The following is a 24,992-nucleotide window of genomic DNA, read 5'->3' as shown; positions in this document are numbered from 1 at the left end:
GGCCACGACCTGTGACGCGGACGGTAGCCACCAAGCCGTCGGACCGCTGCTACGGTCGCTGTCATGTCGCTCCCGGTCTCCACTGGTCGTGCTGTCGATCTACGAGTTCGGCCGGTTGATGAGGTTCTTGATCGCGTCGAGCGGGCGTTCCAGGTTCGTTTGGACGCGGACACCGTGGTGCGCAAGCGTCGCTCCGTCGGCGCGAGGACGGACCGCCACACGTGGGTCCGGGTCGAGCGCCGCTCGCTGGACAGGATCGGGGACCAGGGCTGGAACGGCACCGAATGTGCCGCACGCCTGCAGAACATTGCCCAACCTGCCTGGCAGGCATGTGTGGTCTGGCGAGACCCTGATGAGCCCGCGATGTGGCGCGCCGACGAGACCGACTTGCTGCCCGGAATGCCGGTGGGCACCGCGGTACTGGGCGCTGCCCCGCAGCTGACAGACGCGTGGTGGCAGGACCTCAACGCCTCGCTGGACACACTCGCGGCGCAACACACGATGCGCGTCGCCACGCCGGACACGGTCACCATCACGCAAGCTCTCGTCACGGAGTCCATCCGTACAGCTTTTCCAGATGACTTCGACACGACCGTCGAGCAGTGGGTGCCCGCGCACGCGGACCTGAACTGGGCCAACATGACCGCGCCCACCTTCTGTCTCTTCGACTGGGAGGACTGGGGGACCGCGCCACGCGGACTGGACTCCGCGACCCTGTGGGCAAGCTCGCTCGCCGTCCCGTCTCTGGCGGGCCGCGTCAGGCAGGAGCGGCGCCGCGACTTCGAGAGCCGGGACGGCAAACTGATGACGCTGTTCGCGTGCTCGAAGATCCTCGGGCCGGAGGCGCACCCTGAGGATCCTCGGTTGGGACCGGCAAGCCGCCTGGCGGAGCAGGTTGTCGCAGAGTTTCAGGCGGGCTGACCGCGTAGCCGGTCGCGGAGAAGGCTCCTGTACTCGTTGATCACCTGTTCGTCGGCCGCGCAAGACAGCGCCTCGACCAACTCGCCCAGGTGAGCGGGCTCATCAGAACCCACGGCAACGGCGCCCACCCGAGGGAGGAGATAGGCGGCGCGAAAGGCTGCCTGCACGTGAGAGAGGATCCCACCGTCGCATAGGAAAATACGAGGGTCGATTTTCTCCCATAGCGGGTTGCTCGTGTTGCCTCCGAAGGGGCTCATACCCCACTTATTGTCGTGATCCAGGTCCCAGGCCTCAGAGAGGCTGTCCGCGGCATCGAGCATTCGCGCCCCTACCAGGAGACCGGCACGGACCATGAGGACGGAGGGCCTCGCCGCGGCTCCATCGATCAGGCCCAGCAGCGATGAGGGGTCCCAAGTCGCGATGCCCCAAGCGCCGCACAGGCCCTTGGCTGTCGTGACGCTCAGAGCGGCACATGCATGGGCCAGGACCTCCCGGTCGCGGCGGGCATCCCCTCGGAGTGACTGTTCCGGGTTGTGCAGGAATACGACGTCCGGCTCCCGTCCGAGATCCCGGGCCGCATCCTCCACGGCCGCACGCAGTCGGAAGGGGGCGAGGGAATGTACTGCTCCGCTTGGACTCGGGAAGTAGCCGACTTTCGTGGAGACCGTGAATCTCGGCAACAGATCGCCCACCGTCCTCGCCAGGGTTTCATGCGAGAGGAATCCGAGGTAGTTGGTGCTGGTGTCGATGGCGGTGACACCCAAGTCCAGTGCGCCGGTTAGGAGGTGGCGTTGGTGACGAGACCGGTGTAACCCGAGAACAACTCGGGGGTCAGCGACGCGCACAACTCCTCCTCTACCAGCACTTTGGCGATCTCCAACACTTCAGCTCCAACGGTCGGCACTGCCTGATCGAGACGGACTGGTACGCCACTCAGCAGGAGGCGAAGAGCGGGCAGGGCCTTTGCCGCGAACGTGAGTCTCCTGCCCGACGCCAACACATCGGCGGTTTGCCCGTTCTCACGGATTTGGGGAGCGAAGTGGGTGGTGCACACCACGGCATCTAGCTGCCCGAAGATTTCCAGGAAGGGCACGTGCCTGGGGAGAGGCATCGTCTGTTCGTACGCGGCTAGGAAGTCGGCAGGGGACCGCTCGTTGATCAGCCGAGTTGCTGCATCGGTCAGGGACGCGATGCCATTCCCGTGCCAACGGTCGAGATCATGTCGGAAGACCTCGCTCTCGCGGCACCAGTCGCCGAGCCACGCGAGCCAGCTCGCTCCCGTGCGCTTGGTGATGCCGAACGTGACGTGAAGGCTCTTACCCGATCCGTGGCCGTTGCGGGTCGCCTGGTGCCAGTACCCTCGCGGAATGTGCATCACGTCGCCGGTCTCCATCACCCCGGACCAGACGATCTCCTCGCTAGGGGTGTTGTTGGGATCGGTGTCGCGGTACATGGGCACCGGCCGAGAGGTCCCGCGTACCTCCCACTCCTTCTCCCCAGCGAGCTGGACGATCAGCACGTCGTGATCGTCCCAGTGCAGCGGGAAGCCTGAGGCCTCGTTGGTGGTCAGATAGGCGTTGACCTGTACCCGTTCCTGCGACCACCACTGCAACGCCCGGCACGTGACTTCCATCGTCGGGTCGAAGACATTGGCCTGGTCAAGAATGACGGTTGCCCCATCGCGCAGAAGCCTGCCCAGGCTGTGCATGTTGACCATTGGGATGCTCTGGCCCCGGGGGCTGACGCTGTCGGTGAAGTAGACGGCCGGGTGCACCTCTTCGCCCTCACGGAAAACTCGGAACTGCGGGCGGTTCAGACTCCTGCGCATGACGACATCGAGCATGCGGTTAGGGGTCAGAAGGCGGGACACCACCTCCGGGTCGTTCAGGCGTCCACGTACGAAGTCCCTTCCGAGACCCTCCGCGCCCCTCCACCCAAGAGCCGTTTCGACAGCCCCGATCAACCGATGTTCCATCACTGCCTCCTCATGACTTCGACCACGTGGTGCAGAGGCAGCGGGGGCCCGCATGTCGGAACTTGCGAGCCCCCGCCGCTCGCTGTTACTCGCCGTCGTGCAGGTTGCCGTCTCCACCAGGCCACGGCGCATCGCCTGAACTGCCGGCGTTGTCGGACCGGAGACTGTCGTACCGATCGTGGACGGCGGTCAGCTCCTCCACCGCCACCAGGAGTCCGCTTCGGGACGGCGGCGGCATTGCGCTCTCTACCACCTCGTGCTCCTTCCTCTTCGGGGTCTTTGAAGCCCGAGGGCGTACGACATGCGAAGTGCTCGGCTGAGTCGGAAGCGGAGCAACTCCCATGAGGCGCGGCGCTCGGACGGTTCACCGGGAACCGCACTCAGTCAACGGCCGTTTGGCGCGGGTTCGGAACGTTTCTGAGGGGTTTCTCTTGCCGAACGACGCTCAGCTGGATGCCCATACGGCGAGTAGCCTCCTGACTACGCCCTGCTGGAGATCGACAGGAGTGATGATGTGTCTGGTCAGCCGTTAGCAGTCCATCCGCTGGCGTTTCTTCGTCACCTGAACGGATGGGGGAAGGCTGAACTCGCCCGACTTATGCGAGCGCGAGGCCTGTTGCTCGGTGTCCCGCTGGCGACCAACCGCACGACTGTGTGGAAGTGGGAGCAGGGGCAGGAACCTGACGCGGACGCTCAGCGTGTGCTCGGCGACCTGCTATGTCTCCCGTACGAGCAGGTACTTGCAGCGGGTTGGCCGCGGTGGCTCCCCGTCTGGGAGGTGAAAGGAATTGCCGCTCCCTGGACCGAGGCCGGTACCGTTGAGGCATTGGCTGATCTGGTTGGGAGTGGCCGCATGGACCGTCGGGGATTTCTCACCATCACTGGCGCCGCACTCGCGGGCCTTGCTGCGGACTGGGCCGAAGCGCCATCAGCGTTCGCCTCAGCGCTCGACGGCGACCGTGTCACGGACCAGATGGTCACAACCATTGAGCTGCGCATCGGCACACTTCGCACGCTCGATGACCAGCTTGGCGGAGCCCGGCTTCTGGAACAGGCGCGGGGCGACCTCGCTTTGATCTCTGGTCTCCTCGCTGCCGGCCGATACACGGAACAAACCAGAAGTCGTCTGTATGGCCTGGCGGCCCAGGTGTCCCATCTGACGGGGTGGATGGCCTACGACGCCGGCTTGCGGTCCGCCGGTCAGCAGTACTACGTAGGCGCCCTCCGTAGCGCCCGAACCGCAGGAGACGATGCCTTCGGAGCTTTCGTCCTAGCGGAAATGGGCGTTCACGTCTCCGAGGCTGGGAGGACAGCGGAGCGGGTCGAACTCATCTCGACTGCCATCGACAATGCTCCCCGGGCCCTGCCTGAGTACACCCAGTCATTCCTCTACCTACACCAAGCTGAGGCGCTCTCACGAGACGGCGATCACCAGAAGGCTGGATCGGCGCTGAATTACGCCGTTTCCCTCTGGGACCGCCGCACGGAAGACGAATCCCCTGACTGGCTCGACTGGTACGGCGAAGCCCAGCTGAAGTCGACAGAGGGCAAGGTCATGCTGCGTTCGGGCCAGGTGGAACGCGCTACCAGCTCGCTGGAGAACTCCGTCAAGAACGCTGCGCCACGAGACAAGGCCGTCCGATCCAGCCGCCTGGCCGAGGCTCGCCTTGCTGGCAACGATCTGGAAGGAGCCCTCGACGCCGCGAACTATGGCGCGGAGCTTCTCGAAGGCAAGGTCAGCTCCATGCGGGCTGTCGACCGGCTGAAGGAGTTCTCCGAACGGCTCGGGCCGCATCAGTCGGTGCCGGCCGTCCGGGAGTTCCAGGAACGGCTGCGGGCGTTGCCCCTCGCGGCCTGAGCTGCTCATGGATGCGCCAACAGTGAAGGTCAAGGGCTCGACCTTCACGTCACCAAACTGGACCGATCGACACAACCCTCGTCTACGATCCCGCGTCGCACCGCACGGAGACACCCACGAACCTTCGCCACGCCTCGGTCGACACCGCGACATGAGGACCGCCAGGAGACTTCGAGTCCCGTACGAGCACACCTGCGGGCAGGAATGCCGTCTCCACGCACTCCGTCGCGTTACCGCCGCTGTACGAGGACTTGAACCAGGCAGGGTCGAAGTCGGGCTGACGACTGAGGGACATTCACAGCTCCTTGCGGGCGCGGTGGATCAAGGACGAGGAGGCCTCCATGTCCAACGCTTGTGCCTGGAGGTACTCGAACGCAAGTCTGTATCGCTTGAGTTCCTCGTCCTTTTCTAGGAAGAGCGAACCTGTGTGGAAGTCGACGTAAACCACGTCGAGGGCCGGTTCGGCTCCGCCGATGATGACGAAGCTTCCCAGCGCGGCGGCGTGGGCGCCCTTGGCGAAGGGCAGAACCTGGAGCGTGATGTGAGGGGACTCGTTCGCCTCAAGCAGCCGGTCGAGCTGATCCCGCATGACCAGAGGTGATCCGACCACACGCCTGATCACCGACTCGTCGAGGATCGCCCACATTCGAAGTGGCTTCGGGCGGGTGAGGACCTCCTGCCTCTTCATGCGGATGTCGACCAGGCGGTCGATCTCCGATGCCTCCAGGGGGATTTCGTTGGCCTTCTGCAGTGCAGTGCTGTAGGCGCGGGTCTGCAAGAGCCCAGGGACGTAGACACAGGCGAAGTGGCTCTCGCGCACGGCCTCGTCTTCCAGCGTCAGCAACAGGTTCATGCTCTCCGGAATGGAGTCGGAGAAGGAACTCCACCAGCCTTGTTGCTTGGCGTTCTTGGCGATGGCGACAACCGCCCGGCGCTCGGCTTCGGTTGCGTCGTACTCGCGGCACAGGGCGTCGACTACGAGCCACTTGACCGGGCCGGCTTGCGTCTCATACCGGCTGACCGTTGCTTTGGAGACACCGACGAGACGCCCGGCCTCCTCAAGAGTGAGCCCCTTGCGAGCACGCAACTTACGCATCATCGCGCCCAGTTGACGGCGGCGGGTAGTGGTCCGGTCGGACATGCGGCTCCTTCGCCATGGGCCGGGCGACAGAGGCCCGGAGATCCCCATCAGGCTAGGCAGCGGGAGGAGGGCCGGCCATCAGATTCACTCGATGGATTCTCGTGAGAAGTTACACTGCGAGAGTTCTCTGTGCCATGCTCCATCCATCGAAAGTCACTCAGAGCATTCGCGTGGATACGGATGGTGTAGTCCTGCGTGACATGGAGGAAGGAGTGGCTATGCCCGGCTACGAATTCGCCGAACCACGGCTTCGATGCGTTCTGCCCTTCGAGGCAGCGCCAGCGGAAGTGGGCCTGTTACGGCGGGCGGCATCCAAGCAACTGAGTCAATGGGGCATGCCCGTAGCGTTCGACGAGGCAGAACTGCTGGTAACGGAGCTGGCTAGCAACGTCGTCAAGCATGTCGGCGAGGGTGTGTCAGCGACGTTGATCCTCGAATGGCGGGGAGAACGGCTACGGCTCGAAGTTCACGACAAGAGTCAGGCACTGCCATCACAAAAGGTCGCGGACTGCGACGAGGTGTGTGGCCGCGGGCTGCACATAGTGGCTTCGTTGGCAGTGGACTGGGGCACGGTTATCACGGCGGCGGGCAAGGCGGTCTGGTGTGAGATCGCCACTAGCTTGGGGTCCGCCTGCCAACGCCTCGAGCGGGCTGCGGCGGCACTGGAGAACTACCAAGGTGTGAGTGGGATCACGGCTCCACAGGCGAGAGGGCATAGTGGAGGACAAGCGGAGTCCGCGGTGGCCCTGATCGCAGACTTGCTCCACTGGACTGCCGCCAGGGGGCACGATCCGGACGACATCCTCGACCGTGCGCAGATGCACTACGAAGCCGAAGTGGATGGCGCCTAGTGAGCATGTTCCTTAACGGGCCTGCGCATCCACTCCCGGAGAGCGGTCGGTGTGCGCCAGGATTCTCCGGGACGGTACCTGTGGCACATGCGGTGGCAATTAGCGCACAGGCATGCCAGGTCGTCGAGCTTGGTTTCCCGCCTTCCCGAGATGTGGAGAGGGGTGACGTGATGCACCTCGATGTAGCCCTCGCCCAGATCTCCGTAGGCACGAGCGAAGTCGAAGTCACACACCTCGCACTGGAGGGAGCCGCCGCGACGCAGTACCTGGTCAATCTTGCGCGCGCGGAGCTTTGGGTCCCGCTCACGAGCGAGCGCACGCCGGACGAGGAGACGCCCTTCGATGGCACTGAGGCCGGTCTCGTCGACTTCGTCGGGCTGCGGGGGAATGAGATGCAGCTCGCCCGTGCCAATGGCGTCTTCGATGGCTTGCGCGGCCTCGAGCATCTCGCTCTCACGCTGGGTGAAGGCTTCGATCATGAGCAGACTGGGCTTGCCGCACCGGGTGGCCTTGCCAGCGTAGTGCTTGTGGTTGGTCATGAAGTCGGTTGTCTTGCGGCTGACGCTGTCGGGAGACCGGAAGCCGGGCAGCGCAAGGGCCTCCGGCCCGTGGAGCGGCAACGAGCGGAGCAGCCCCGACAGCTCGTGTACCTGCGGGTTACTGGTCCGCAGCTCTCGCCAGCCGTTCTTCACAACGAGCGCCCCGGCGAGCAGCAGCTCGTCCTCGGTCCAGGAAGGTATCCGCATGAGTCATATCGTATGAGCGTTCGGTGTGGCGGAGGGGGTGTCCAGCGAACCGCGAGGCGTGCTGCACACTTGGGGGAGTCTCGTTGTCAGTGGGGTCTGTCACCCTCAGTGTTGGCGGATGGCAAAATGTGTCCGCCGCTGTACGGCTGTAAGGAGGGGGCATGACCCGCACCAACCAACCCAACGACCCGGAGCAGGGAATCGAGGAGCCTGAGTTCACCTCGATCGAGATCTGCGCCGGAGCGGGTGGGCAGGCGATTGGACTGCATCAGGCGGGGTTCGGTCACCTTGCCCTGGTGGAGATCGATCCTTATGCAGCCAAGACACTGGAGACGAACGTCGCGATCCACCCTGAGTGGGTCTGGGAGAAGGAAAACTGCGACGTTCTGCCGCCGACGGACGTCAACGACTTCAGCCGAGACGAACATCTGCGGAAGAGCGCGGAACTGCTCCAGCGGCGCGGCCTGGATCTCCTGGCAGGCGGCGTTCCCTGCCCGCCTTTCTCGCACGCGGGCAAGCAGCTAGGCAAGGCCGACGAGCGCGACCTCTTCCCGCGGATGCTGGCCCTCATTGACGAGCTGAAGCCAAGGGCCGTGATGATCGAGAACGTACGGGGGATCATGGACCCGAAGTTCGACGACTACCGCGACTTCATCAAGGCGAAGATCCAGGGAGGCTCGTACCGAGGCGACGATGGCCAGGTGGTCCATGAGGACGGCCTTGGGTACAAGGTGTGCGAGTGGGCCGTTCTGGAGGCCAGCGACTTCGGAGTTCCGCAGCTTCGCCCCCGTGCCATCCTGGTTGCTTTCCACGAAGACGTCTTGAAGGACGTCAAGTACGAGTGGCCAGCTCGAACGCATGATGAACACGTCAGCGTTGCTGAGGCGCTAGAGGTGTCCATGCGCGCCAGGTACAAGCCGTACCTCAACGGTGCTCACGCTGAGCGGGCTCGTACGGCATATGACCGTTGGTTCCGAACGGCGCAGGGCCGTCATCAGGAGCTCCTTGAAAAGGGCGGCGGTATCGCGCCGACGCTGGTCGGTGGATCCAAGAAGCATGGTGGCGCAGATCTTGGTCCCAGCCGAGCAAAGGCGGCGTGGAAGCACCTTGGGGTCAACGGCCTTGGTGTGGCCAACGATCCCGAAACCTGCCTGAAGAAGGGCACCGAGGAGCGTGACCTTTTTAGCGCAGAGGGGCCGATGCTCACGGTGCAGCAGGCTGCAATCATTCAGGGCTTCCCGCCGGAGTGGCAGTTTGCGGGTGGCAAGACAGCGCAGTACCGGCAGGTCGGCAACGCTTTCCCGCCGCCCGTAGCCAAAGCGGTGGGTAAGTCAATCGCAGAGGTCTTGAGGGCCGCACGCGAGAGGGACAACAAGAAGGACTGATTACTGTTCCTGCTTGCTAGTTGAGGGACGCCGCTTGGCAACCTCTGCAGCGATCCTGGCTGCACACTCTGTGGCCGGTTCGTGCTCCCAGAACCGGAGCACCGTCCAGCCGGCTTCCTTCAGCCGCTGGTCGGTGTCCCGGTCGCGGGCGATGTTTCGGGCGACCTTGTCGGACCAGTAGCCTGGGTTGGTCCTTGGTGGCACATAGTGCTCCGGGCAGCCATGCCAGTAACAGCCGTCGATGAAGACTGCGACCTTCGCTGGGCGAAACACCATGTCAGCGGTTCGGCGGAGGTCGGGTAGCGGCCTTGCGGCTACCCGGTAACGCAGCCCCTGGGCATGAACGAGTCGCCGGATCAGCCGCTCAGGCGCGGTGTCGCGGCTGCGGATTGCCTGCATGTTCCGGCGCCTGGCTGCTGATGAAGCCCAAGACCCAGTCGGCGGCTGCCACTCGACTTCCATGAGGTTCCTCGCGCGTTTCGACTACCGGGAGGGCAGCATGGGGGCCGGCCGGTCTGCCTCCTCGTCTGGGCCTACGGCCACCCACCTGCGACCATCGAGTTCGGCCGATGGCCGATCGCCGTGGTGGGGCTGTGCCACGGCAACCCTAAAACTTACAAACTCGCCCCTTTCCGGAACGGGCCCTCCGAGCGCCTCTGCGACAGCTTGGTGGTTGCGAGAGTCACCCGGGATTATATATCCCTCCTCACGCAAAGCTGGGCGGGCTCGGATGCGGTTTTTGTCATCCCGTACCCTGGCCATGTAGTCATGTTGTTGCGCCAACGTTCTGACTACATTGCGATCAATTCTCCGCTGCTGGACTCGGCGGAACAGCTCGTTGACGCGCTTCTGTCCAGACTTGGGGGCGTATAGCGCTTCACGTGTCTCATCGTCCAGATGCAGCAGGAGGTTTTCCTTCAGCGGCTGGAGGTGCCAAAGCCAGTTGACCAGATGCAGATTGGATTTATTGAGCCGGTATTTGTGGTCGCGATTCCCTTTTCGCGTCACAAGGCCGTTGCGGGTGAGTTTTTCCTCGTCAGCGCGAATGAGGCCTGCACTCCACTTACTGGCTCGATCATCTGCCCAGACGACCAGGCAAATTTCACCCATGGCCTCGGGGGGGATCATCCACCCGCCTAGATCCTGCGAAAATTTACAGTCAACGTCTATGCCGGCGATCTCGTAATCCATGTCGCGTCCCTCATCGAACTCAAACCTGCGCTGGAGGTTGATCTCGACAAGAGTTCCTGCGTGAGTCTTCTCTGTCTTATGGAGTTGGCGCCAATCGTAACGACCTGTATTTTCGCCGTCCAGTAGTTGATCAATGGTGTGGCGCAGAACGGCGGCGAACTCTTGTCCGTAAGGATCCATCGCCAGAATGTGCTCGCGAACCTTCTTCAGCTCCACATCGCTGGCAGTCACGCTTATTGCCGTGGTATCAGACATGTCGAAAGGAAGAGTCTCGTCCTGATGAGTTGTCAACGGGGACCTCGCGTGGCGGCGGTTATTTGATCACTGGCGTCGGCTGAAACGCGTAGCAGGCGAGGGAGTTCATCTACGAAAGCAGACCCTTTACGGTAGAGCTCATAGACTTCCTCGAGAGTCTTATTGAGGGTATAGGTTGCGTAGTTGCTGTGAACGAGTTCGTTCCTGACGGACCCCACCTCTAGAAAAGATTGTAGACCCTCACGGATGGGCTCCTTAGCGGCTATCTCAACCTCGATCTCCTTTTTCTGATCCTTGCCAAAGAGCGCCCAGAAAGGGCCAGCTTTTTTGTTGGGCCAGTCAAAGTAGGTGTGGTATTGTCGGTTGATAGCCTTGCGGTCCACCAGGGAAACTATCCCCGGAGCAGTGACATGATCTCGCACGTAGTCCCGTAGATGTAGACATACGTAGTATTCAAATTCACTCGCGGCGGCGAGCAAGAGGACCTTCGGCAGCATCGTTTGCAGAGTTGAGTGGAATGAGGGCTCACGGACCTGGAGCTCAGCCAGCATCTGCTGCTGGTCGTCGTATAGGAGCGCCACTGGTTTCGCGGGCAGGCTCACCGTGACACCTCTTCGATCAGCGTTCGCATGAGACCGTAGGTTGCAGCAAGGCGGCCCCTCACGTTCGCTGTCTTCGTTGACCCCTCTTGCGAGAAAGCGGAAAAGTCATCACTGCGTCCGAAGGCTGCCACTTTTTCGTGATTCAGACTGCTGACATCGTGGCCTTCCGAGCGAAGCTGCTGCGCTGCGCAGTAGACCGACTCGAAAAATAGAGCACTGAACTTCTTACGGCCCGGCCAAAAAGTCCACTCATCCCAGTCTTCGATCATTCTGAGGAACCATTCCCAGTCCCCAGTGATTTGCGTGACCTGGTCGTCAGTGAAGCCTTGGGCCTCTTTGCAGTACGCATTGATGAAGCTGGTCATCGAGCCCGAGTATGAATCCGTGCCCTGGTTCAGTGACAAGGCGCGAAGGATAATTTCAATGTCCCGCATACGGAAATCGGGGTCGGTTGTGCCGAGGATGGCCCTCCACGCCTTGTGCTCATTAAGTGAAAACAAGTTTTCGAAGAATTTCGAGTGGTACAGGCTAGCTCGGATCTCTTGGGTGTTGAGGTTGACACCCCCAGTGTTCAGACGGTTGAACATCTCGAAGATTGATGAGTCGCCGTCTTTTGGGTTGATTTGCTTCACGATTACATTTCGAATCGTTCGAAGGTTGAACTGATTCTGATAGTCGTCAAGAGTGTCGTACGTGAGACGCGAGAATCGGTTTGGTGTTCCATTGGGCAGCTTTGGCAGTTGGAGTTTGAAAGGAGTGAAGAACTCGTCGTCTGCCAGCAGTTCAGGGGTCAGCCCTTTGCCTGAATTTAGTACTTTCCTGAGTTCGCCGCGCTTTTCTTTTCTGGGGAACCGGCCTTTCATGAAGAAATGAACTGTCAGGAGCCGCTGCTGTCCATCTATGACGAGGAAACTGTTCCGGTTTTCCTCGTATAGGAATACCTGAGGTACTGGCAGTCCGAGGATGAGTGACTCAATTAGCTTGGATGCCCGCTTGATGTCCCAAACGTAGTTGCGCTGGAAGCCGGGTGTTTGGATTGCCCCCTGGTCGATGAAGCTATTGATAGTCAGGGTGTTGAAGTCGTTAGGGGACGAGACTATGTCGTACTCGCTGATTTGCTCTTGCTCGTCGTCAGCGTCTGGTTCATCGACAGAGAAATCCATGGACATTACTTGGCGCCCCCTCGATAATTGCGGCCCGCAACCTCTTGATGATATGGCGTCAGGGCGCGACTAGCCTACGTTTTCCAGACCTTGAACTGAAGTGTGGATCAGTGGTCAGCGTCCAGTGGATGGGTGACCGTGACACCCCCCATAAACCACCCCCGATCCACACCAACAAGCACCCCCCCGCCCCGGCGGCCAACCCACCGCCCTCCCCCTCGCCGCCAGCGTCGTCGCGTACTGGGGCAGGAGGTCGGAGTCCCCGGGGGACATGCCCTCCGACGCGGCGAAGGCCTCGTACGAGGGCACCGTTCCCGTCACGATGCCGAGGTTGCCCGTGCCGGAGGCGGCCAGCTCTCGCAGCGACGCTTCTATCACCGCGAGGTGGGTCTCGTGGGACGGGTACTCGTCCGCCAGGGCGGGGTAGGCCGACACCAGCTCCGCCAGTTCGCCCGCCGGCCAGTGCAGGACGGCCACCGGGAAGGGGCGGGAGAGGGCCTCGCGGAAGGTGCCCAGTTCGGCGCGGAGGCGGGAGATCTCGGCCTCCAGCTCCGCCGGGTTCTCCGAGCCGAGGGACCAGACCCGCTTCGGGTCGTGGAGTTCGTCGAGGGAGACCGGGGACGTGTTCAGGGTGTCGGCGAGGGTGTCCCAGTCGTCGTGGGCCGCGCCCAGCATGCGGCGGACACGGTGGCGGCCGAAGAGGAGGGGATGCGTGGCGTACGGCGGCTCCGGTACGTCCGTCAGCAGCAGCCGGGCCGCTTCCGTGAACGTCGCCTCCGCCGCCTCCAGCTCGTCGTGGGACTCCAGGGACTCCGCGACGATCACCCAGGGGGCCGGGTCGCGCGGGGCGGCGGCGCGGATGCCGTCGATGATCGCGCGGGCCTCGGCCTCGTGGCCGTACTCCCACAGGTTCGAGGCCTTCAGGGCGCGGACCAGGTGCGGGGCGTCCAGGACGGCCGGGGACGACAGCAGGCGGTCGTAGAGGGTCGTCGCGGCGGGGCGGTCGCCGGACAGTTCCAGGTGGGCCGCGGCCTGGAGCAGCAGGGCCTCGGCGTCCTCGGGATACAGGCCGGCGGTCCGCTCCAGGCGTGCCGCTTCGGCGGTGTGGTCGACGTTCTCGGCAGGCGTGTCGGGGCGCATGGGTGACACCGTACTGCCGACCGGTGACGAAGAGGAGATAGCCGCAGGCCAGGGGATGGGGACGGGCGGGGAGCCCGGCCTGCGGCCCGAGGGCGTGTGGGGGCGCCCCCTGCACGCCCTCGGCCCGAGGGCGCTGAGCCGGGCGCCCCTACACGCCGCCTAGACCCCCTAGATCGTCACTCCGTCGATCTGCAGCGTCTGCACCGCGCCCGCCGCGAACGGCACGCTCACCGTCTTGCCGGAGAGATACGTGTCCGAGCGGGCCGTGTAGAGGTCGCCGCCGCCCGACGTCGCCGTGTTCCAGCGCGGGACCAGGCCGCCGGAGCCGCCGGTCACGGTGGCGAAGCGGGAGAGGTCGAGGGTCAGGGTCTGGGCCGACGTCGCCGTGTTCGCGGCGACGATGACCAGGCGGCGCGCCGTCCTGTCGTAGGCGGCGACGGCGTAGCTGACGCCGGTGTCGAGGATCGTCATGCCGGGGCGGATGTGGCGGCTGAACTGGGCCATCACGTAGTACTTCGTGGTGACGGCGCCGGGCTGGAGGGTGGCCGCGTCGTACGCGATCATCGCCCAGTTCGTCGACGGGTCCATGACCTGCCAGTACACCCAGGCCGTGGGGTGCAGCCAGCGGAAGTCGTAGAGCAGGTTCTTCGCCATGGAGAGGCCGGTGCCGTCGTTGTCGCCGGTCTCGGAGTTCCACAAGGGCTTGCCGGACGTTGTCACGACGTCCGTGTACAGCAGGTCCCGGCGGCCGCCCGAGCCCTGGTAGCCGTGCACGTTGACCCGGTTCACCAGGGCCTTCGTGGACGCGCTGAAGGAGTTCCAGGTCGTGCGCGAGAGGTCGTAGCTCGTCTCGTCCGACGCGGAGATACGGGTGCCGGTCAGGCCGCGCTTGTCCAACTCGCTGCGCATGTAGGGCAGTACGGCCGCCTGGACCGTGGAGTCCATGTGGCAGCCCTCCTGCGTGCCGGTCGCCGTCCACCAGGACGAGGAGGGTTCGTTGAAGGGGTCGACCGTCGCGAAGTTCACGCCCCAGTTGTTCTTGGCGTGGAGGGCGACGGCGGCCAGGTGGGAGGCGTGCTGGCGGTAGTTCCACGTCTGGAGGTTGTTGCCGCCGTCCGCCGCGCCCGAGGGGTTGTGGTTCTGGCACATCCACCACATGGGGGAGTTGGCGAACAGCTCGGTCGTGGCGCCCCGCGATGTCGCCTTCGTCAGCATCGCCCGCTGCTTGGCGTCCACCGACCAGTTCCACGCGGAGGAGGTGGGGTCCTCGTTGTTCCAGTCCTGCCAGAAGCCCTCGATCTGCTTGAACGCGGGGATGTTGGGGGAGACCGCCATCGACTGGCCGCCGACGCTGTTCCAGCTGCACGCGCCCAGGTTGTAGCGGGCGATGTTCATGCCGAGGCCGGGAAGCGTCCTGCCGCCGTACGCGACCGACTTGGTGGTGAAGAAGATGTCGGCGAAGTCGTCGCGGGCGCCGAAGACGTTCGCCCACCAGGCGAGGGAGGTGCCCCATCCCTCCCAACTGCCGAAGGTGGTCGACGGGTTGACGCCGATCGTCGCGTCGGCGTGGGCCGTGCCTGCGGCCAGGCCCGTGCCGAGGAGGGCGCCGCCGGTGGCCGCCAGCAGGGTTCTGCGTCGGATCATGACTTCTCCGCTTCACTCGACTGAGGACGGGCCGGCCGTCCCGACCGGCGGCGTCCGTGACCGAGTACGGGCCGGCCGTCCCGGGCCGGGTCCGCCACTCGTATCTCGTGCGGGAACGTGAGTTCCTGAGCGCGTCACGAAGCATCGGGGGCGGCGCGTGGTCTTGTCGAGAGTTCTGACACCCCTTTCTCAAACCTGTGGAGGAAGGTTCGAGGGGACGAACAGAAGGACTCCTGGGCGATCGGCCGGGCACGGGTCTGGAGACCTCGCCGCCGCGCGCTTATGGTGCGGGCGGCCCCGGTGAAGGAGGCGCCCGTGCGGGAACCCGTCGTGCACCACGGCGTACGGCGGCGTCGCGAACGGCGTCGCCTACGGCATCGGCGCGCACTGTGGACCGGAGCCGAACTGCTCGTCACGGCGGGGCTGTTGGGTCTGCTCCTCGTCGTCCACCAGTTGTGGTGGACCAACCGCGAGGCCCGCGAGGGCGCCGAGCGGAGAGTGGAGGCCCTGGAGCGGCAGTGGGGCGCGGGCACGGGCGGCGACTCCGGGGCGGCCACGCCGGAATCCGGCCCTCCCGAGCAGGTCACCGGGCGGCCGGAGACGCCGTCGTCCCGCGTCACCTCCGGCCCGCGACCTTCCGTGGCGCGGCCCTCGCCCTCCCAGGCGTACGCCGTCCTCGTCATCCCCCGCCTCCGCGTCCGCGCGCCCGTCGCCGAGGGCACCAGCAAGCGGAAGGTTCTCGACAACGGTTACGTCGGCCATTACGCCCACACCCAACAGCCCGGCCAGCAAGGCAACTTCGCTCTCGCCGGCCACCGCAACACGCACGGCGAGCCCTTCCGCCACCTCGACCGGCTCGAGCCGCGGGACACGGTCGTCGTCGAGACGGCGGACGCGACCTACACGTACGCCGTCGACGTCGTCCTCGCCCAGACCTCACCCCGCGACACCGGCGTGATCCGGCCGGTCCCCCGCTCCCTCACCGTCCCCGGCTACGGCTACGACGACCCCGGCCACTACCTCACCCTCACCACCTGCACCCCCGAATACACCTCCCGCTACCGCCTGGTGGTGTGGGGGAAGCTGGTGGAGGTGCGCGGCCGGACGGCGTAGGGCGGGGCCTTCTCCCCACGCCCCGGTCCGTTCGGGTATAACCGAACAAGGACAGCGGCAACCACACACGGCACACGGCGCCATGCACAGGGAGGGGGCCAGAGTGATCCGCACCATGCTCCGCACCCCCCTCCTCCGCAGATGGCCCGGCCTCGCCCTGCTCCTCGCCGTCCTCGGCCTCGCCCTGCTCGACGCGGGCAGCCTCTCCGCGACCGTCGCCCTCGCCGCGACCACCGCCGCCGGTGCCGCCCTCGCCGTCTGCTCGCTCGCCGCCGCCCGCTGCGCCCCCGCCGTGCCGCGCACCCGGGTGCGTACGGCCATCCGCGACCGGGACCGCCGTACGGCCTTCCTGCCGCAGCGCGATCCCGACGCCTCCGGACGGCCCCGGCCCAGGGCGCCGGGACGCGCCCTGCCGACGGCCGTCGCGTAGGGCACACCAGCCACACGAGCAACCGACATCAACTCCGTGCTCCCGCGCGGGGCCGTCATGCCGCCGTATCCACGTCCCGGCACGACGAGACCCCCGGAGGGCTCCTCACCCATGTCCGTCTTCTCTCTCTTCGTCCACCTCGTCGAGCGGTTCGCCGACCTGCTCGAACCCCTCTTCCACGCCTCCGCGGCCGCCGCCGCGATCATCCTGTTCACCGCGCTCGTACGGCTGCTCGTCCACCCCCTGTCACGGGCCGCCGCACGCGGCCAGAAGGCGCGGGCCGCGCTCCAGCCGCGGATCGCCGAACTGCGCGGCAAGCACGCCCGCGACCCGGAGAGGCTCCAGCGGGCCGTGCTGGAACTGCACGCCCAGGAGAAGGTGTCCCCGCTGTCCGGCTGCCTGCCCAGCCTGCTCCAGGCGCCCGCCTTCCTCCTCCTCTACTACGTCTTCTCGCACTCCACGATCGGCGGCGAGACCAACGGCCTGCTCACCCACCGGCTCCTCGACGCGCCTCTCGGCGACCGCTGGACCGACGCCCTCGCCGCGGGCGGGATGTTCGGCGGGGCCGGGCTCGTCCACCTCGTGCTGTTCGCCGTCGTCGCGGCCGTCGCCACCTTCGGCTACCGCCTCTCCCGGCGCACGACGGCCGCGAACGCGGCGACGGTCGGGGAGGAGACGCCCGGCCTGGGCGCGGTCACCAAGGTGATGCCGTTCCTGTCCTTCTTCACCCTCGTCACCGTCGCCGTCGTGCCGCTGGCCGCCGCCCTGTATGTCGTCACCAGCACGGCCTGGGGCGTGGTCGAGCGCGCGGTGCTCTACCGGTGACGAGGCGATGAGGGCCGTGATGACGGTCCAGTACGTGAACCGGGTCTTGCGGCGTGGACGCCCAGATCGGAGGATCGACCAGTCCTCCGATGGCTGCACCCGTCGGCGGGCGCGCCGCGATCGAGGGAGATTGTGATCATGAAGCTGCTGCGAGTCGGTACGGCGGGTGCGGAGCGTCCCGCGCTGCTCGACGCCCAGGGGACCCTGCGGGACCTGTCGGGCCTGGTCGACGACATCGACGGTGCGCTGCTCGCCGACGTCGAGGCGCTCGGCCGGATCCGCGCCGCCGGTGAGTCCGGCGAGCTGCCCGCGCTGGACGCGACCGGGCTGCGCGTCGGCCCGCCGGTCGCCCGGATCGGCAAGGTCGTGTGCATCGGGCTGAACTACCACGACCATGCCCGCGAGACGGGGTCCGCGGCGCCCGCCGAGCCCGTCGTCTTCTTCAAGGCGGCGGACACGGTCGTCGGGCCGTACGACACCGTGCTCGTGCCGCGCGGGTCCACGAAGACCGACTGGGAGGTCGAGCTGGCGGTCGTCATCGGCCGTACCGCCCGCTACCTGGAGTCGGCGGAGGAGGGGCTCGCGCATGTCGCCGGGTACGCCGTCGCGCACGACGTCTCCGAGCGGGAGTTCCAGATGGACCGGGGCGGCACGTGGGACAAGGGGAAGAACTGCGAGACGTTCAACCCGCTCGGCCCCTGGCTCGTGACGGCCGACGAGGTGCCCGACCCCCAGGCGCTGGGGCTACGACTCCGGGTCAACGGCGAACTGAAGCAGGACGGGACGACCGCCGACCAGATCTTCCCCGTGGGCGAAGTCGTGCGCTACGTCAGCCAGTTCATGGTCCTCCACCCCGGTGACGTCATCAACACCGGGACACCGGCGGGCGTCGCCTTCGGGCAGCCCGAGCCGAAGCCGTACCTGCGGGCGGGGGACGTGGTCGAGCTGGAGATCGAGGGGCTGGGACGGCAGCGGCAGGAACTGAAGCCGGCGTAACGCTCGGCCGGGCGCCGCTGTGCGTGGCCGGACGGCGCTCCGAGAGCAACTGGTGTGCTCCGGAGGGTAGTTGGCGCCACCTGTTCGTCCGATACTGGGGGTGTGCCGAACAACAGCGGAGGGTGGCGGCCACCGGGGTATCGCGGGCCCGGCTGGGAACCTCCCGATGAGCCGCCCTCGGGCCCGCCCCCGCCGCCGCGCCCGCCCGGGAGCGGCGGGCCGGGTCCCGAGGGGCGGTCCCGCTGGAGTGTGCCGGGGATCGTCGCGGTGATCGTGGCCGTGATCTGGACGCTCCTGGCCTACCAGTGGACTCGGCAGAACGACTGCGAGCTGGTCGAGTCGTACGGCCTGGTCCTCTCCCACGGCACACCGGACTTCTGGGAGCGGTGCGGGTGACAGGGCCTCAGCGGCCTCTCAGCGCAAACCCTGGTGCTTCTCCAGGAACTGTTCCAGAGCCTCCACCACGAACCTGTGGTCCTCCAGCTGGGGCAGGCCCGAGACCGTCACCGCGCCGATCACGCCGACGCCCTCGACGTTGATCGGGAAGGAGCCGCCGTGGGCCGCGTACTCGTCCGGGTCCAGGCGCGAGGACTCCTCGAACGTCGTGCCCTTGGCCCGGTGGCGGGAGCCCACCAGGTAGGACGAGGCGCCGTAGCGCTCCACCACCCGGCGCTTGCGGGCGATCCAGGCGTCGTTGTCGGGGGCCGAGCCGGGCAGGGCCGCGTGGAAGAGCTGCTGGCCGGCCCGGTGGATGTCGATCGCCACCGGCGCCTGCCGTTCCCGGGCCAGCTCCACCAGCAGCGAGCCGAGCGCCCAGGCGTCGTCAAACGTGAACTGGCGGAAGACCAGGCGCCGTTCCTGCGCCTGCAACTCCTCCAGGGGCGGGGTGATCTCCGGGGTGAACCTGGGGGTGAACTCGTGCGTCACAGCGACACCGCCATTCCGTCTCGTGCCGAACGGCGGGCCGCCTCCAGGACATCCAGCGCGGCGGCCGCCTCCGCGGCGGTCACCGGATTGGGGCCGCCGTCGGCCAGTGCCTTCGCCACCGCAGCGTAATAGGCCGGGTAGTCGCCGGGCAGGGTCCGTACGGGTCGTCCCCCGCCGGTCAGCGGCGACTCGCCGGAGCCGACGTGCCCCCACAGCTCCTCGGGCTCCGTGCCCCAGCCGGGGCCGGGCCGCTCGCCGTCCCGCAGCGCCGCCTCCTGCGGGTCCAGGCCGTACTTCACATAGCCGGCCTTCGAGCCCAGCACCCGGAAACGCGGGCCGAGCTGGGCGGTCGTAGCGGAGGCGTAGAGGTGGGAGCGGACACCGTTCGCGTGGGTGAGCGCGAGGAACGTGTCGTCGTCGGTCTCCGCGCCGGCGCGGCGGACGACGGACTCGGCGTAGACCTGCGTGACCGGGCCGAAGAGGACCAGCGCCTGGTCGACGACATGGCTGCCGAGGTCGTACAGCAGACCTCCGATCTCCGCCGGATCGCCGGACTCCCGCCAGCCGCCCTTCGGCTGCGGCCGCCACCGCTCGAACCGGGACTCGAAACGCCATACGTCGCCCAGCGCGCCCTCGGCCAGGAGGCCGCGCAGAGTCAGGAAGTCGTTGTCCCAGCGGCGGTTCTGGAAGACGGACAGGAACAGTCCGCGCTTCTCGGCCAGGCCGGCCAGCTCCCGTGCCTCGGCGGCCGTACCGGCGACCGGCTTGTCGACGACGACCGCGAGGCCCGCTTCGAGGGCGGTCCTGGCGAGCGGCACGTGCGTCTTGTTCGGGGAGGCGATGACGATCAGGTCAAGGTCCCCGGAGCGGGCGAACAGCTCGTCGGGGGTGCCGGCGACGCGTACGTCCGGGAACCCGGCGCGGGCCTGCTCCTGCCGCTCTGGGTTCGAGGTGACCACCGTGTCGAGGACGAGGCCCTCGGTGGCGGCGATCAGCGGGGCGTGGAAGACGGAGCCCGCGAGGCCGTAGCCGATCAGGCCCACGCGGAGGGGAGTACCAGTCATGCGACCTACTTTCGCAACGCTGTTGCCAAAGTGCAAGCGCAGGGGAGAATGGGGCGCGTGAACAGGACGAACGGCGGCCCGGTGAGCGGCAAGGACGGCGCGAGCGGCGGGACGGGCGGTGCCGTCGGCGCGAATCTCCTGGCCGTGCGCAGTCACAACGCCGCGCTCGTGCTCGACCTCCTGCGCACGGCCGGACCGGACGGCATCAGCCGGCTCGAACTCGCCGAGCGCACCGGCCTCACCCCGCAGGCCGTCAGCAAGATCACCGCCCGGCTGCGCGAGGAGGGCCTCGCGGCGGAGGCGGGCCGCCGCGCCTCCACGGGCGGCAAGCCGCGCACGGTGTTGCGGCTGGTGCCCGGAGCCGCCCACGCGGTCGGCGTCCACCTCGACCGCGACGCACTGCGGATCGTCCTCACCGACCTCGACGGGAGCGTGGTGGGGGAGCGGCGGGGGCCCCTCGACCTGGGGGCCGGGGCGGATGCGGTGCTGGGGGCCGTCGAAAGCGGGGTCGGCGAGGTGGTGGGGCAGGCGCGGGCCGGGCGTCCCCTCGCCTCACGGCTGCTCGGAGTCGGGGTCGCCCTGCCCGGCCCGCTCGACCACACCCACGGCGTGCTGCACCGCGTCACCGGCTTCCCCGAATGGGACGGCTTCCCCCTGCGGGACGCCCTCGCGCGGCGGCTCGGCGTGCCGGTCGTGGTCGACAAGGACACCAACGCCGCCGCCCTCGGCCTCGCCGTCGGCGGCGAACGCGGCTCCTTCGCCTACCTCCACCTCGGTACGGGACTCGGCGCCGGTCTGGTCATCGGCGGCAGGGTGCACCGCGGCGCCCGCACCGGCGCCGGGGAGTTCGGCCACCAGGTCATCCAGCTGGACGGACCGCCCTGCCCCTGCGGCAACCGCGGCTGCGTCGAGGCGCTCTGCCTCGCGGCCATCGACCGGGGTGACACGGCCGAGGCGGCACGGGTGCTGGGCGCCGCCGCCGCGAACCTCGCCGGACTGCTCGACATCGACCAGATCCTCCTCGGCGGCCGCACGATCACCGCCACGCCGGACCCCTTCGTCCGAGGAGTCGCCGCGGTCCTCGCCGCCCGAGCCGCCCGAGAGGGCTCCCCGGAGCCGGCCGTACCGGTACGACTCGCCAGTGGCGGGGGTGCGAGCGTGGCGGAGGGCGCGGCCCACCTGCTGCTGGGGCCGGTGTTCGGGCGGACGGACGTATGAGGGGAGTAGGAGAGCAGGAGCGTTCTCACCCGGGGGAAGCCCCGCCCCTCCGCCGAACGAATGGATTCGCACGGCCGTGCGGTGCGGCACTCCCCGCCCGGCCACCCCCTCCGGCAGGCTCACGTGGTCATGCGACTGTGCACACCCGTTTCCCTCTGCCTTGCCGCAGCCGCCGTTCTGCTGCCCGTGCCCGCCTTCGCGGAAGCCGGGCCGAGTTGTGCCGGGGCGGACGCCGGGGACTTCCCGCTCACCACCCGTCTGCACGGCGGGCCCGACTCCTACCGGGCCGGGGGCGGCCACGGCACCTGGTTCCTCGACCTCATCAACACCACCCGCGGCACCTGTGCGGGCGTGCACCCGGTCGTCGTCCTCGTCGACTCCGCGCACGCCCTGAAGCCGTCCCAGTTCCACCTGGAGTTCTACGCCGACGGCCGCCCCCACCCCGTCCGCCTGGAGACGACCGACGCGGACGAACTCGTCGGAGCGCTCGCGGACGCCCCCGAGGAACCGGCGGAACCCGCCGAGCCCACGGACCGGTCCACCCCCTTCCCCGGCTTCACCGTCCCCGCGGGCCGGACCCTCACCGTCAAGCTGCGCCTCTCGCTCACCTCGGACGCCGTCCCCAACCAGATCACCGCCAACGCGGCGGTCGTCCAGCGGCAGGGCGACGACGGCGAATGGGTCGGACAGTCGAACGACTACCGCTTCTCCGTCGAGACAGGCGACGAGGACGAGGGCCGGTCCGAGTCCGAGCCCGCCCCCCGTCCTACCTCCGTTCCCTCTCCCGCCCCCACGCCCGACGGCTCCCCCTCCCTCGCCGACGAGGCCCAGGAACTGGCCCTCACCGGTCTCTCCTCACCGGTCGGTGTCCTCGCCGTCACCGCCGCTCTCCTGGCGACGGGCGCCGCCCTCGTACTGGCCCGCAAGCGCCGCTGAGGCGTACGGAGCCCGGCTGCGGCGGCCCCGCGACGGACCCCCGGGCCCACCGCCGTATCGGCTGCTGACCGACGGGTTCCGGATCACGCGGTGCTGATTAGGCTGGGGGCGTCGGTACGCCGTGGTTCCGGCGCCCCCGCCCCTGCCCGTACGACGCACGCCTGGAGACGCACCACATGGCAGACCGCAAGCCCATCGAGTCGTGGCTCACCGACATGGACGGGGTGCTCATCCACGAGGGCGTCCCGATCCCCGGCGCAGACTCCTTCCTGAAGAAGCTGCGCGAGTCGGGCCGGCCGTTCCTCGTGCTGACGAACAACTCGATCTACACCCCGCGCGACCTGCACGCCCGGCTGCGCCGCATGGGACTGGACGTGCCGATCGAGAACATCTGGACCTCGGCCCTGGCCACCGCCCAGTTCCTGGACGACCAGCGGCCCGACGGTTCGGCGTACGTCATCGGCGAGGCCGGTCTGACCACGGCGCTGCACGACATCGGCTACGTCCTCACCGACCACGAGCCGGACTACGTCGTCCTGGGCGAGACCCGCACCTACTCCTTCGAGGCGATGACGAAGGCGGTCCGGCTGATCAACGACGGCGCCCGGTTCATCGCCACGAACCCCGACGAGACCGGACCCTCCACCGAGGGCGCGCTTCCCGCCACCGGCGCGGTCGCGGCGCTGATCACCAAGGCGACCGGCAAGCAGCCCTACTTCGCGGGCAAGCCCAACCCGCTGATGATGCGCACCGGGCTGAACGCGATCGGCGCCCACTCCGAGACGAGCGCGATGATCGGCGACCGCATGGACACCGACGTACTGGCCGGCATGGAGGCCGGGATGCAGACGTTCCTGGTGCTCACCGGCCTGACCCGGCCCTCGGACGTGGAAGGCTTCCCGTACCGCCCCTCGAAGGTGGTCGACTCGATCGCGGACCTCGTCGACCGGATCTGAAACCTGCCGACGGCGAAACGTGCCCCGGACGGAGTAGCGGTGCCCCGCTGGAGATGCGGGGCACCGGTGCGCGGGGGAGCCTCCAGGTACTGGGAGGTTCACGATGGGTCAACTGAAAGTCACACTGTGTGCGGGTGTCGCGGCCGTCACCGCGACACTCACCCCGACGGCGTACGCCGCGGAACCGGCGGGCGGATTCTCGGTGACCCCGTCGACCCCGGCCCCCGGCGACGAGGTCACCCTCAAGGTCACCGGCTGCTCGGTCAAGAAGGCCACGGCGGCGTCGAAGGCGTTCGTCTCCGACGCGCACCTGGTCGGCTCGGGCGGCTCCCTGTCCGGTGAGGCCCGGGTCCGCACCCGGATCGACCCCGGCTCCCACGACGTGACGATCACCTGCGCCGACTTCAGGGTCCAGGGCGCCGTCAAGGTCGTCGCGGCCTCGGCCCGGCCGTCCACGCCCGCGTCCCCGGTCGCCCCGGTGCGGGCGGGCGGCGGAGGCGCGGCACCGCTGGCCGCCGGCGACGAGTCCCGCGTGGAGGGCCCCGGCGTCGCCCACGCGGTCACCGGTCTGCTCCTGGCGGGCGCCGCCGCCGTCGCCGTGGTGCTGCGAAGGACTCGGCGGCACCGTGGGACGGACTGACCATGTCCGAACGCGAACGTTCCTCCGGGCGCCTCCTCGCCGGCCTGGCCTGGGCGCTGCTGCTGCTCGGCCTGTGGCTGTGGGGGCGCGAGGTGACCGACGTACCGCCCGGCGTGTCCGGCACCGCCACGGGTGACGTGGCCGCGGTGGGCCGGCCCGCCGACGCCGAGCTGCCGGCCGCCGCCCGACCGCTGGGGGCCGCGCTGCCGCAGCGCGTGGACATCCCGCAGCTGGGAGTGCAGGCCCCGGTCGTGGCCCGCGGCCTCGACGCGCAGGGCGCGATCGCCGCGCCGCCCTACGACCAGGCGGGCGTCGTCGGCTGGTACGCGGCCGGTGTGCGGCCCGGCGCCGCCGGTACCGCGCTGATGGTCGGCCATGTCGACACCGAGACCCGCCCCGCCGTCTTCTACAGGCTGAGCACGCTCAGGGCGGGCGAGACGATCCGCGTGGTCCGCGACGACGGCCGGGTCGCCGAGTTCACCGTCGACGAGGTCGAGGTGGTCCAGCGCGACGACTTCGACGCCCGTCAGGCCTACGGCCCCCGCGAGTCCGGCCGCGCCGAGCTGCGGCTGATCACCTGCGGCGGCACCTTCGACCGGGCGAGCCGCAGCTACACGGCCAACGTGATCGTGTCGGCGTATCTGACCGGCGCCACCCGGTGACGGCATCCCCGGGAAACCGTCCGGAACAGCAGAAAGCCCCTTGCTCGCGCGAGGGGCTTTCTCGTCTGTGCGCCGCCAGGGACTCGAACCCCGGACCCGCTGATTAAGAGTCAGCTGCTCTAACCAACTGAGCTAGCGGCGCCTGCTTGACGACGTTAACTCTACATGACCTCCAGAGGTGCTTCGGACCCCCGTGCGGCCGCCATGCGGCCCCCGGACGGCCGTCCGGACCTGCCCCGCACCCCCCGGGAGGGGGCCGCGTACATCATTCGGACCGTCAGCAGGCGCGTCGGCAAGAGAGTTGGGAAAGACTGACGAACGTGCACAGTCACGGACATTTCCATCTGGAGTGT

28 protein-coding genes and 1 tRNA gene are annotated in these 24,992 nt (G+C 67.5%); 15 read left to right on the top strand and 14 right to left on the bottom strand.

Features of this window, described 5'->3' with window-relative positions; translation table 11 throughout:
• The first annotated feature begins 63 nt into the window (after nt 1-63).
• On the top strand, nt 64-921 hold the full coding sequence (locus ACFWJX_RS16155) for a hypothetical protein (RefSeq protein ID WP_383242651.1): 858 nt from the start codon (nt 64-66) through the stop codon (nt 919-921).
• Here the strand turns inward: ACFWJX_RS16155 and ACFWJX_RS16150 are convergent.
• The gene (locus tag ACFWJX_RS16150) at nt 909-1,766 is read right to left on the bottom strand and encodes an aldo/keto reductase (RefSeq protein ID WP_383242648.1); all 858 of its coding nucleotides are present in this window, start codon (nt 1,764-1,766) and stop codon (nt 909-911) included. The genes ACFWJX_RS16155 and ACFWJX_RS16150 overlap by 13 nt on opposite strands.
• Nucleotides 1,700-2,896: a JmjC domain-containing protein gene (locus tag ACFWJX_RS16145; RefSeq protein ID WP_383242646.1), complete on the bottom strand. Its 1,197-nt coding sequence runs from the start codon at nt 2,894-2,896 to the stop codon at nt 1,700-1,702. Before ACFWJX_RS16145 ends, ACFWJX_RS16150 begins: the two co-directional genes overlap by 67 nt.
• A 514-nt stretch (nt 2,897-3,410) precedes the next feature.
• Between ACFWJX_RS16145 and ACFWJX_RS16140 the strand changes: the two genes are divergently transcribed.
• A complete protein-coding gene (locus tag ACFWJX_RS16140) occupies nt 3,411-4,754 on the top strand; it encodes a transcriptional regulator (protein WP_383242643.1) in 1,344 nt (447 codons plus the stop codon).
• An 82-nt stretch (nt 4,755-4,836) separates the two neighbouring features.
• Here ACFWJX_RS16140 and ACFWJX_RS16135 read toward each other — a convergent pair whose 3' ends face one another.
• Both ACFWJX_RS16135 and ACFWJX_RS16130 read right to left on the bottom strand, forming a co-directional pair.
• A complete protein-coding gene (locus tag ACFWJX_RS16135; protein ID WP_383242640.1) occupies nt 4,837-5,049 on the bottom strand; it encodes a DUF397 domain-containing protein in 213 nt (70 codons plus the stop codon).
• Nucleotides 5,050-5,895 (bottom strand): helix-turn-helix domain-containing protein, encoded by an 846-nt coding sequence (locus ACFWJX_RS16130; protein ID WP_383242637.1) that lies wholly within the window; start codon nt 5,893-5,895, stop codon nt 5,050-5,052.
• A gap of 218 nt (nt 5,896-6,113) precedes the next feature.
• Here ACFWJX_RS16130 and ACFWJX_RS16125 point away from each other — a divergent pair, with 218 nt between their 5' ends.
• Nucleotides 6,114-6,746, top strand: coding sequence for an ATP-binding protein (locus ACFWJX_RS16125; protein WP_383242635.1), 633 nt, complete (start codon nt 6,114-6,116; stop codon nt 6,744-6,746).
• Here ACFWJX_RS16125 and ACFWJX_RS16120 read toward each other — a convergent pair.
• Complete coding sequence (locus tag ACFWJX_RS16120) at nt 6,743-7,492, bottom strand: HNH endonuclease (RefSeq protein WP_383242632.1); 750 nt, start codon at nt 7,490-7,492, stop codon at nt 6,743-6,745. The two genes, ACFWJX_RS16125 and ACFWJX_RS16120, sit on opposite strands and share 4 nt — an antisense overlap.
• 161 nt (nt 7,493-7,653) lie before the next feature.
• Here ACFWJX_RS16120 and ACFWJX_RS16115 point away from each other — a divergent pair, with 161 nt between their 5' ends.
• Entirely contained in the window at nt 7,654-8,877 is a 1,224-nt protein-coding gene (locus ACFWJX_RS16115; RefSeq protein WP_383242629.1) for a DNA cytosine methyltransferase, read from the top strand.
• On the opposite strand, the gene ACFWJX_RS16110 is transcribed toward ACFWJX_RS16115, so the two are convergent.
• The 5 genes from ACFWJX_RS16110 to ACFWJX_RS16090 all read right to left on the bottom strand — a co-directional run bounded on the left by ACFWJX_RS16110 (nt 8,878) and on the right by ACFWJX_RS16090 (nt 13,228).
• Nucleotides 8,878-9,339 carry a very short patch repair endonuclease gene (locus ACFWJX_RS16110; protein ID WP_383242626.1) on the bottom strand — a complete coding sequence of 154 codons (462 nt, stop codon included), beginning with the start codon at nt 9,337-9,339 and terminating at the stop codon, nt 8,878-8,880. It lies immediately after the preceding gene.
• Nucleotides 9,340-9,360: 21 nt separating this feature from the next.
• Nucleotides 9,361-10,323, bottom strand: coding sequence for a NaeI family type II restriction endonuclease (locus ACFWJX_RS16105; protein ID WP_383242623.1), 963 nt, complete (start codon nt 10,321-10,323; stop codon nt 9,361-9,363).
• A 32-nt stretch (nt 10,324-10,355) separates the two neighbouring features.
• Complete coding sequence (locus ACFWJX_RS16100) at nt 10,356-10,925, bottom strand: HEPN domain-containing protein (RefSeq protein WP_383242620.1); 570 nt, start codon at nt 10,923-10,925, stop codon at nt 10,356-10,358.
• Nucleotides 10,922-12,088, bottom strand: coding sequence for a DUF262 domain-containing protein (locus ACFWJX_RS16095; RefSeq protein WP_383242618.1), 1,167 nt, complete (start codon nt 12,086-12,088; stop codon nt 10,922-10,924). Before ACFWJX_RS16095 ends, ACFWJX_RS16100 begins: the two co-directional genes overlap by 4 nt.
• Nucleotides 12,089-12,202: 114 nt before the next feature.
• A complete protein-coding gene (locus ACFWJX_RS16090) occupies nt 12,203-13,228 on the bottom strand; it encodes a hypothetical protein (RefSeq protein ID WP_383242615.1) in 1,026 nt (341 codons plus the stop codon).
• Here ACFWJX_RS16090 and ACFWJX_RS16085 point away from each other — a divergent pair.
• Nucleotides 13,227-13,391 carry a hypothetical protein gene (locus tag ACFWJX_RS16085; protein ID WP_383242612.1) on the top strand — a complete coding sequence of 55 codons (165 nt, stop codon included), beginning with the start codon at nt 13,227-13,229 and terminating at the stop codon, nt 13,389-13,391. The genes ACFWJX_RS16090 and ACFWJX_RS16085 overlap by 2 nt on opposite strands.
• A gap of 5 nt (nt 13,392-13,396) precedes the next feature.
• On the opposite strand, the gene ACFWJX_RS16080 is transcribed toward ACFWJX_RS16085, so the two are convergent.
• On the bottom strand, nt 13,397-14,872 hold the full coding sequence (locus ACFWJX_RS16080) for a beta-1,6-galactanase (protein ID WP_383242609.1): 1,476 nt from the start codon (nt 14,870-14,872) through the stop codon (nt 13,397-13,399).
• A 315-nt stretch (nt 14,873-15,187) separates the two neighbouring features.
• On the opposite strand from ACFWJX_RS16080, the gene ACFWJX_RS16075 reads away from it, so the two are divergent.
• The 5 genes from ACFWJX_RS16075 to ACFWJX_RS16055 all read left to right on the top strand — a co-directional run bounded on the left by ACFWJX_RS16075 (nt 15,188) and on the right by ACFWJX_RS16055 (nt 18,632).
• Complete coding sequence (locus tag ACFWJX_RS16075; RefSeq protein ID WP_383242606.1) at nt 15,188-15,985, top strand: class E sortase; 798 nt, start codon at nt 15,188-15,190, stop codon at nt 15,983-15,985.
• 115 nt (nt 15,986-16,100) lie between these two features.
• Nucleotides 16,101-16,415: a DUF6412 domain-containing protein gene (locus tag ACFWJX_RS16070; protein WP_383242979.1), complete on the top strand. Its 315-nt coding sequence runs from the start codon at nt 16,101-16,103 to the stop codon at nt 16,413-16,415.
• Nucleotides 16,416-16,526: 111 nt separating this feature from the next.
• Complete coding sequence (locus ACFWJX_RS16065; RefSeq protein ID WP_383242603.1) at nt 16,527-17,240, top strand: YidC/Oxa1 family membrane protein insertase; 714 nt, start codon at nt 16,527-16,529, stop codon at nt 17,238-17,240.
• Nucleotides 17,241-17,378: 138 nt separating this feature from the next.
• A complete protein-coding gene (locus ACFWJX_RS16060) occupies nt 17,379-18,236 on the top strand; it encodes a fumarylacetoacetate hydrolase family protein (RefSeq protein ID WP_383242600.1) in 858 nt (285 codons plus the stop codon).
• 267 nt (nt 18,237-18,503) lie between these two features.
• A complete protein-coding gene (locus ACFWJX_RS16055) occupies nt 18,504-18,632 on the top strand; it encodes a hypothetical protein (protein WP_383242597.1) in 129 nt (42 codons plus the stop codon).
• Nucleotides 18,633-18,650: 18 nt separating this feature from the next.
• Here ACFWJX_RS16055 and ACFWJX_RS16050 read toward each other — a convergent pair whose 3' ends face one another.
• Both ACFWJX_RS16050 and ACFWJX_RS16045 read right to left on the bottom strand, forming a co-directional pair.
• Entirely contained in the window at nt 18,651-19,163 is a 513-nt protein-coding gene (locus ACFWJX_RS16050; RefSeq protein ID WP_383242594.1) for a heme-degrading domain-containing protein, read from the bottom strand.
• Entirely contained in the window at nt 19,160-20,227 is a 1,068-nt protein-coding gene (locus ACFWJX_RS16045) for a Gfo/Idh/MocA family oxidoreductase (RefSeq protein ID WP_383242592.1), read from the bottom strand. The genes ACFWJX_RS16050 and ACFWJX_RS16045 overlap by 4 nt, the downstream gene beginning before the upstream one ends.
• Nucleotides 20,228-20,275: 48 nt before the next feature.
• On the opposite strand from ACFWJX_RS16045, the gene ACFWJX_RS16040 reads away from it, so the two are divergent.
• The 5 genes from ACFWJX_RS16040 (at nt 20,276) to ACFWJX_RS16020 (ending at nt 24,639) form a co-directional block, all read left to right on the top strand.
• On the top strand, nt 20,276-21,445 hold the full coding sequence (locus ACFWJX_RS16040) for an ROK family protein (protein WP_383242589.1): 1,170 nt from the start codon (nt 20,276-20,278) through the stop codon (nt 21,443-21,445).
• Between the two features lie 129 nt (nt 21,446-21,574).
• On the top strand, nt 21,575-22,381 hold the full coding sequence (locus ACFWJX_RS16035; RefSeq protein WP_383242586.1) for a hypothetical protein: 807 nt from the start codon (nt 21,575-21,577) through the stop codon (nt 22,379-22,381).
• A gap of 176 nt (nt 22,382-22,557) precedes the next feature.
• A complete protein-coding gene (locus tag ACFWJX_RS16030; RefSeq protein ID WP_319182556.1) occupies nt 22,558-23,337 on the top strand; it encodes an HAD-IIA family hydrolase in 780 nt (259 codons plus the stop codon).
• A gap of 103 nt (nt 23,338-23,440) precedes the next feature.
• Nucleotides 23,441-23,977 carry a hypothetical protein gene (locus ACFWJX_RS16025; RefSeq protein WP_383242583.1) on the top strand — a complete coding sequence of 179 codons (537 nt, stop codon included), beginning with the start codon at nt 23,441-23,443 and terminating at the stop codon, nt 23,975-23,977.
• 2 nt (nt 23,978-23,979) lie between these two features.
• Nucleotides 23,980-24,639: a class F sortase gene (locus tag ACFWJX_RS16020; protein WP_383242580.1), complete on the top strand. Its 660-nt coding sequence runs from the start codon at nt 23,980-23,982 to the stop codon at nt 24,637-24,639.
• A 68-nt stretch (nt 24,640-24,707) separates the two neighbouring features.
• Here ACFWJX_RS16020 and ACFWJX_RS16015 read toward each other — a convergent pair.
• Nucleotides 24,708-24,781, bottom strand: a tRNA-Lys gene (locus ACFWJX_RS16015).
• Nucleotides 24,782-24,992 lie beyond the last annotated feature (211 nt).

The organism is Streptomyces sp. NPDC058335, assembly GCF_042723915.1.
In the GTDB taxonomy this organism is placed as follows: Bacteria; Actinomycetota; Actinomycetes; order Streptomycetales; family Streptomycetaceae; genus Streptomyces.
The sequence above is the reverse complement of the archived record's forward strand: the minus strand, read 5'-3'. Positions and strand labels throughout refer to the sequence as shown.

What these genes read in the sequence shown, in the direction of transcription:
- ACFWJX_RS16090 (WP_383242615.1), bottom strand. Translation starts at nt 13,228, where the DNA reads ATGCGCCCCGACACGCCTGCCGAGAACGTCGACCACACCGCCGAAGCG.
- ACFWJX_RS16110 (WP_383242626.1), bottom strand. Translation starts at nt 9,339, where the DNA reads ATGGAAGTCGAGTGGCAGCCGCCGACTGGGTCTTGGGCTTCATCAGCA.
- ACFWJX_RS16115 (WP_383242629.1), top strand. Translation starts at nt 7,654, where the DNA reads ATGACCCGCACCAACCAACCCAACGACCCGGAGCAGGGAATCGAGGAG.
- ACFWJX_RS16035 (WP_383242586.1), top strand. Translation starts at nt 21,575, where the DNA reads ATGCGACTGTGCACACCCGTTTCCCTCTGCCTTGCCGCAGCCGCCGTT.
- ACFWJX_RS16085 (WP_383242612.1), top strand. Translation starts at nt 13,227, where the DNA reads ATGGGTGACACCGTACTGCCGACCGGTGACGAAGAGGAGATAGCCGCA.
- ACFWJX_RS16130 (WP_383242637.1), bottom strand. Translation starts at nt 5,895, where the DNA reads ATGTCCGACCGGACCACTACCCGCCGCCGTCAACTGGGCGCGATGATG.
- ACFWJX_RS16065 (WP_383242603.1), top strand. Translation starts at nt 16,527, where the DNA reads ATGTCCGTCTTCTCTCTCTTCGTCCACCTCGTCGAGCGGTTCGCCGAC.
- ACFWJX_RS16025 (WP_383242583.1), top strand. Translation starts at nt 23,441, where the DNA reads ATGGGTCAACTGAAAGTCACACTGTGTGCGGGTGTCGCGGCCGTCACC.
- ACFWJX_RS16030 (WP_319182556.1), top strand. Translation starts at nt 22,558, where the DNA reads ATGGCAGACCGCAAGCCCATCGAGTCGTGGCTCACCGACATGGACGGG.
- ACFWJX_RS16020 (WP_383242580.1), top strand. Translation starts at nt 23,980, where the DNA reads ATGTCCGAACGCGAACGTTCCTCCGGGCGCCTCCTCGCCGGCCTGGCC.
- ACFWJX_RS16105 (WP_383242623.1), bottom strand. Translation starts at nt 10,323, where the DNA reads ATGTCTGATACCACGGCAATAAGCGTGACTGCCAGCGATGTGGAGCTG.
- ACFWJX_RS16145 (WP_383242646.1), bottom strand. Translation starts at nt 2,896, where the DNA reads ATGGAACATCGGTTGATCGGGGCTGTCGAAACGGCTCTTGGGTGGAGG.
- ACFWJX_RS16045 (WP_383242592.1), bottom strand. Translation starts at nt 20,227, where the DNA reads ATGACTGGTACTCCCCTCCGCGTGGGCCTGATCGGCTACGGCCTCGCG.
- ACFWJX_RS16080 (WP_383242609.1), bottom strand. Translation starts at nt 14,872, where the DNA reads ATGATCCGACGCAGAACCCTGCTGGCGGCCACCGGCGGCGCCCTCCTC.
- ACFWJX_RS16125 (WP_383242635.1), top strand. Translation starts at nt 6,114, where the DNA reads ATGCCCGGCTACGAATTCGCCGAACCACGGCTTCGATGCGTTCTGCCC.
- ACFWJX_RS16120 (WP_383242632.1), bottom strand. Translation starts at nt 7,492, where the DNA reads ATGCGGATACCTTCCTGGACCGAGGACGAGCTGCTGCTCGCCGGGGCG.
- ACFWJX_RS16060 (WP_383242600.1), top strand. Translation starts at nt 17,379, where the DNA reads ATGAAGCTGCTGCGAGTCGGTACGGCGGGTGCGGAGCGTCCCGCGCTG.
- ACFWJX_RS16135 (WP_383242640.1), bottom strand. Translation starts at nt 5,049, where the DNA reads ATGTCCCTCAGTCGTCAGCCCGACTTCGACCCTGCCTGGTTCAAGTCC.
- ACFWJX_RS16070 (WP_383242979.1), top strand. Translation starts at nt 16,101, where the DNA reads ATGCTCCGCACCCCCCTCCTCCGCAGATGGCCCGGCCTCGCCCTGCTC.
- ACFWJX_RS16155 (WP_383242651.1), top strand. Translation starts at nt 64, where the DNA reads ATGTCGCTCCCGGTCTCCACTGGTCGTGCTGTCGATCTACGAGTTCGG.
- ACFWJX_RS16095 (WP_383242618.1), bottom strand. Translation starts at nt 12,088, where the DNA reads ATGGATTTCTCTGTCGATGAACCAGACGCTGACGACGAGCAAGAGCAA.
- ACFWJX_RS16040 (WP_383242589.1), top strand. Translation starts at nt 20,276, where the DNA reads ATGGGGCGCGTGAACAGGACGAACGGCGGCCCGGTGAGCGGCAAGGAC.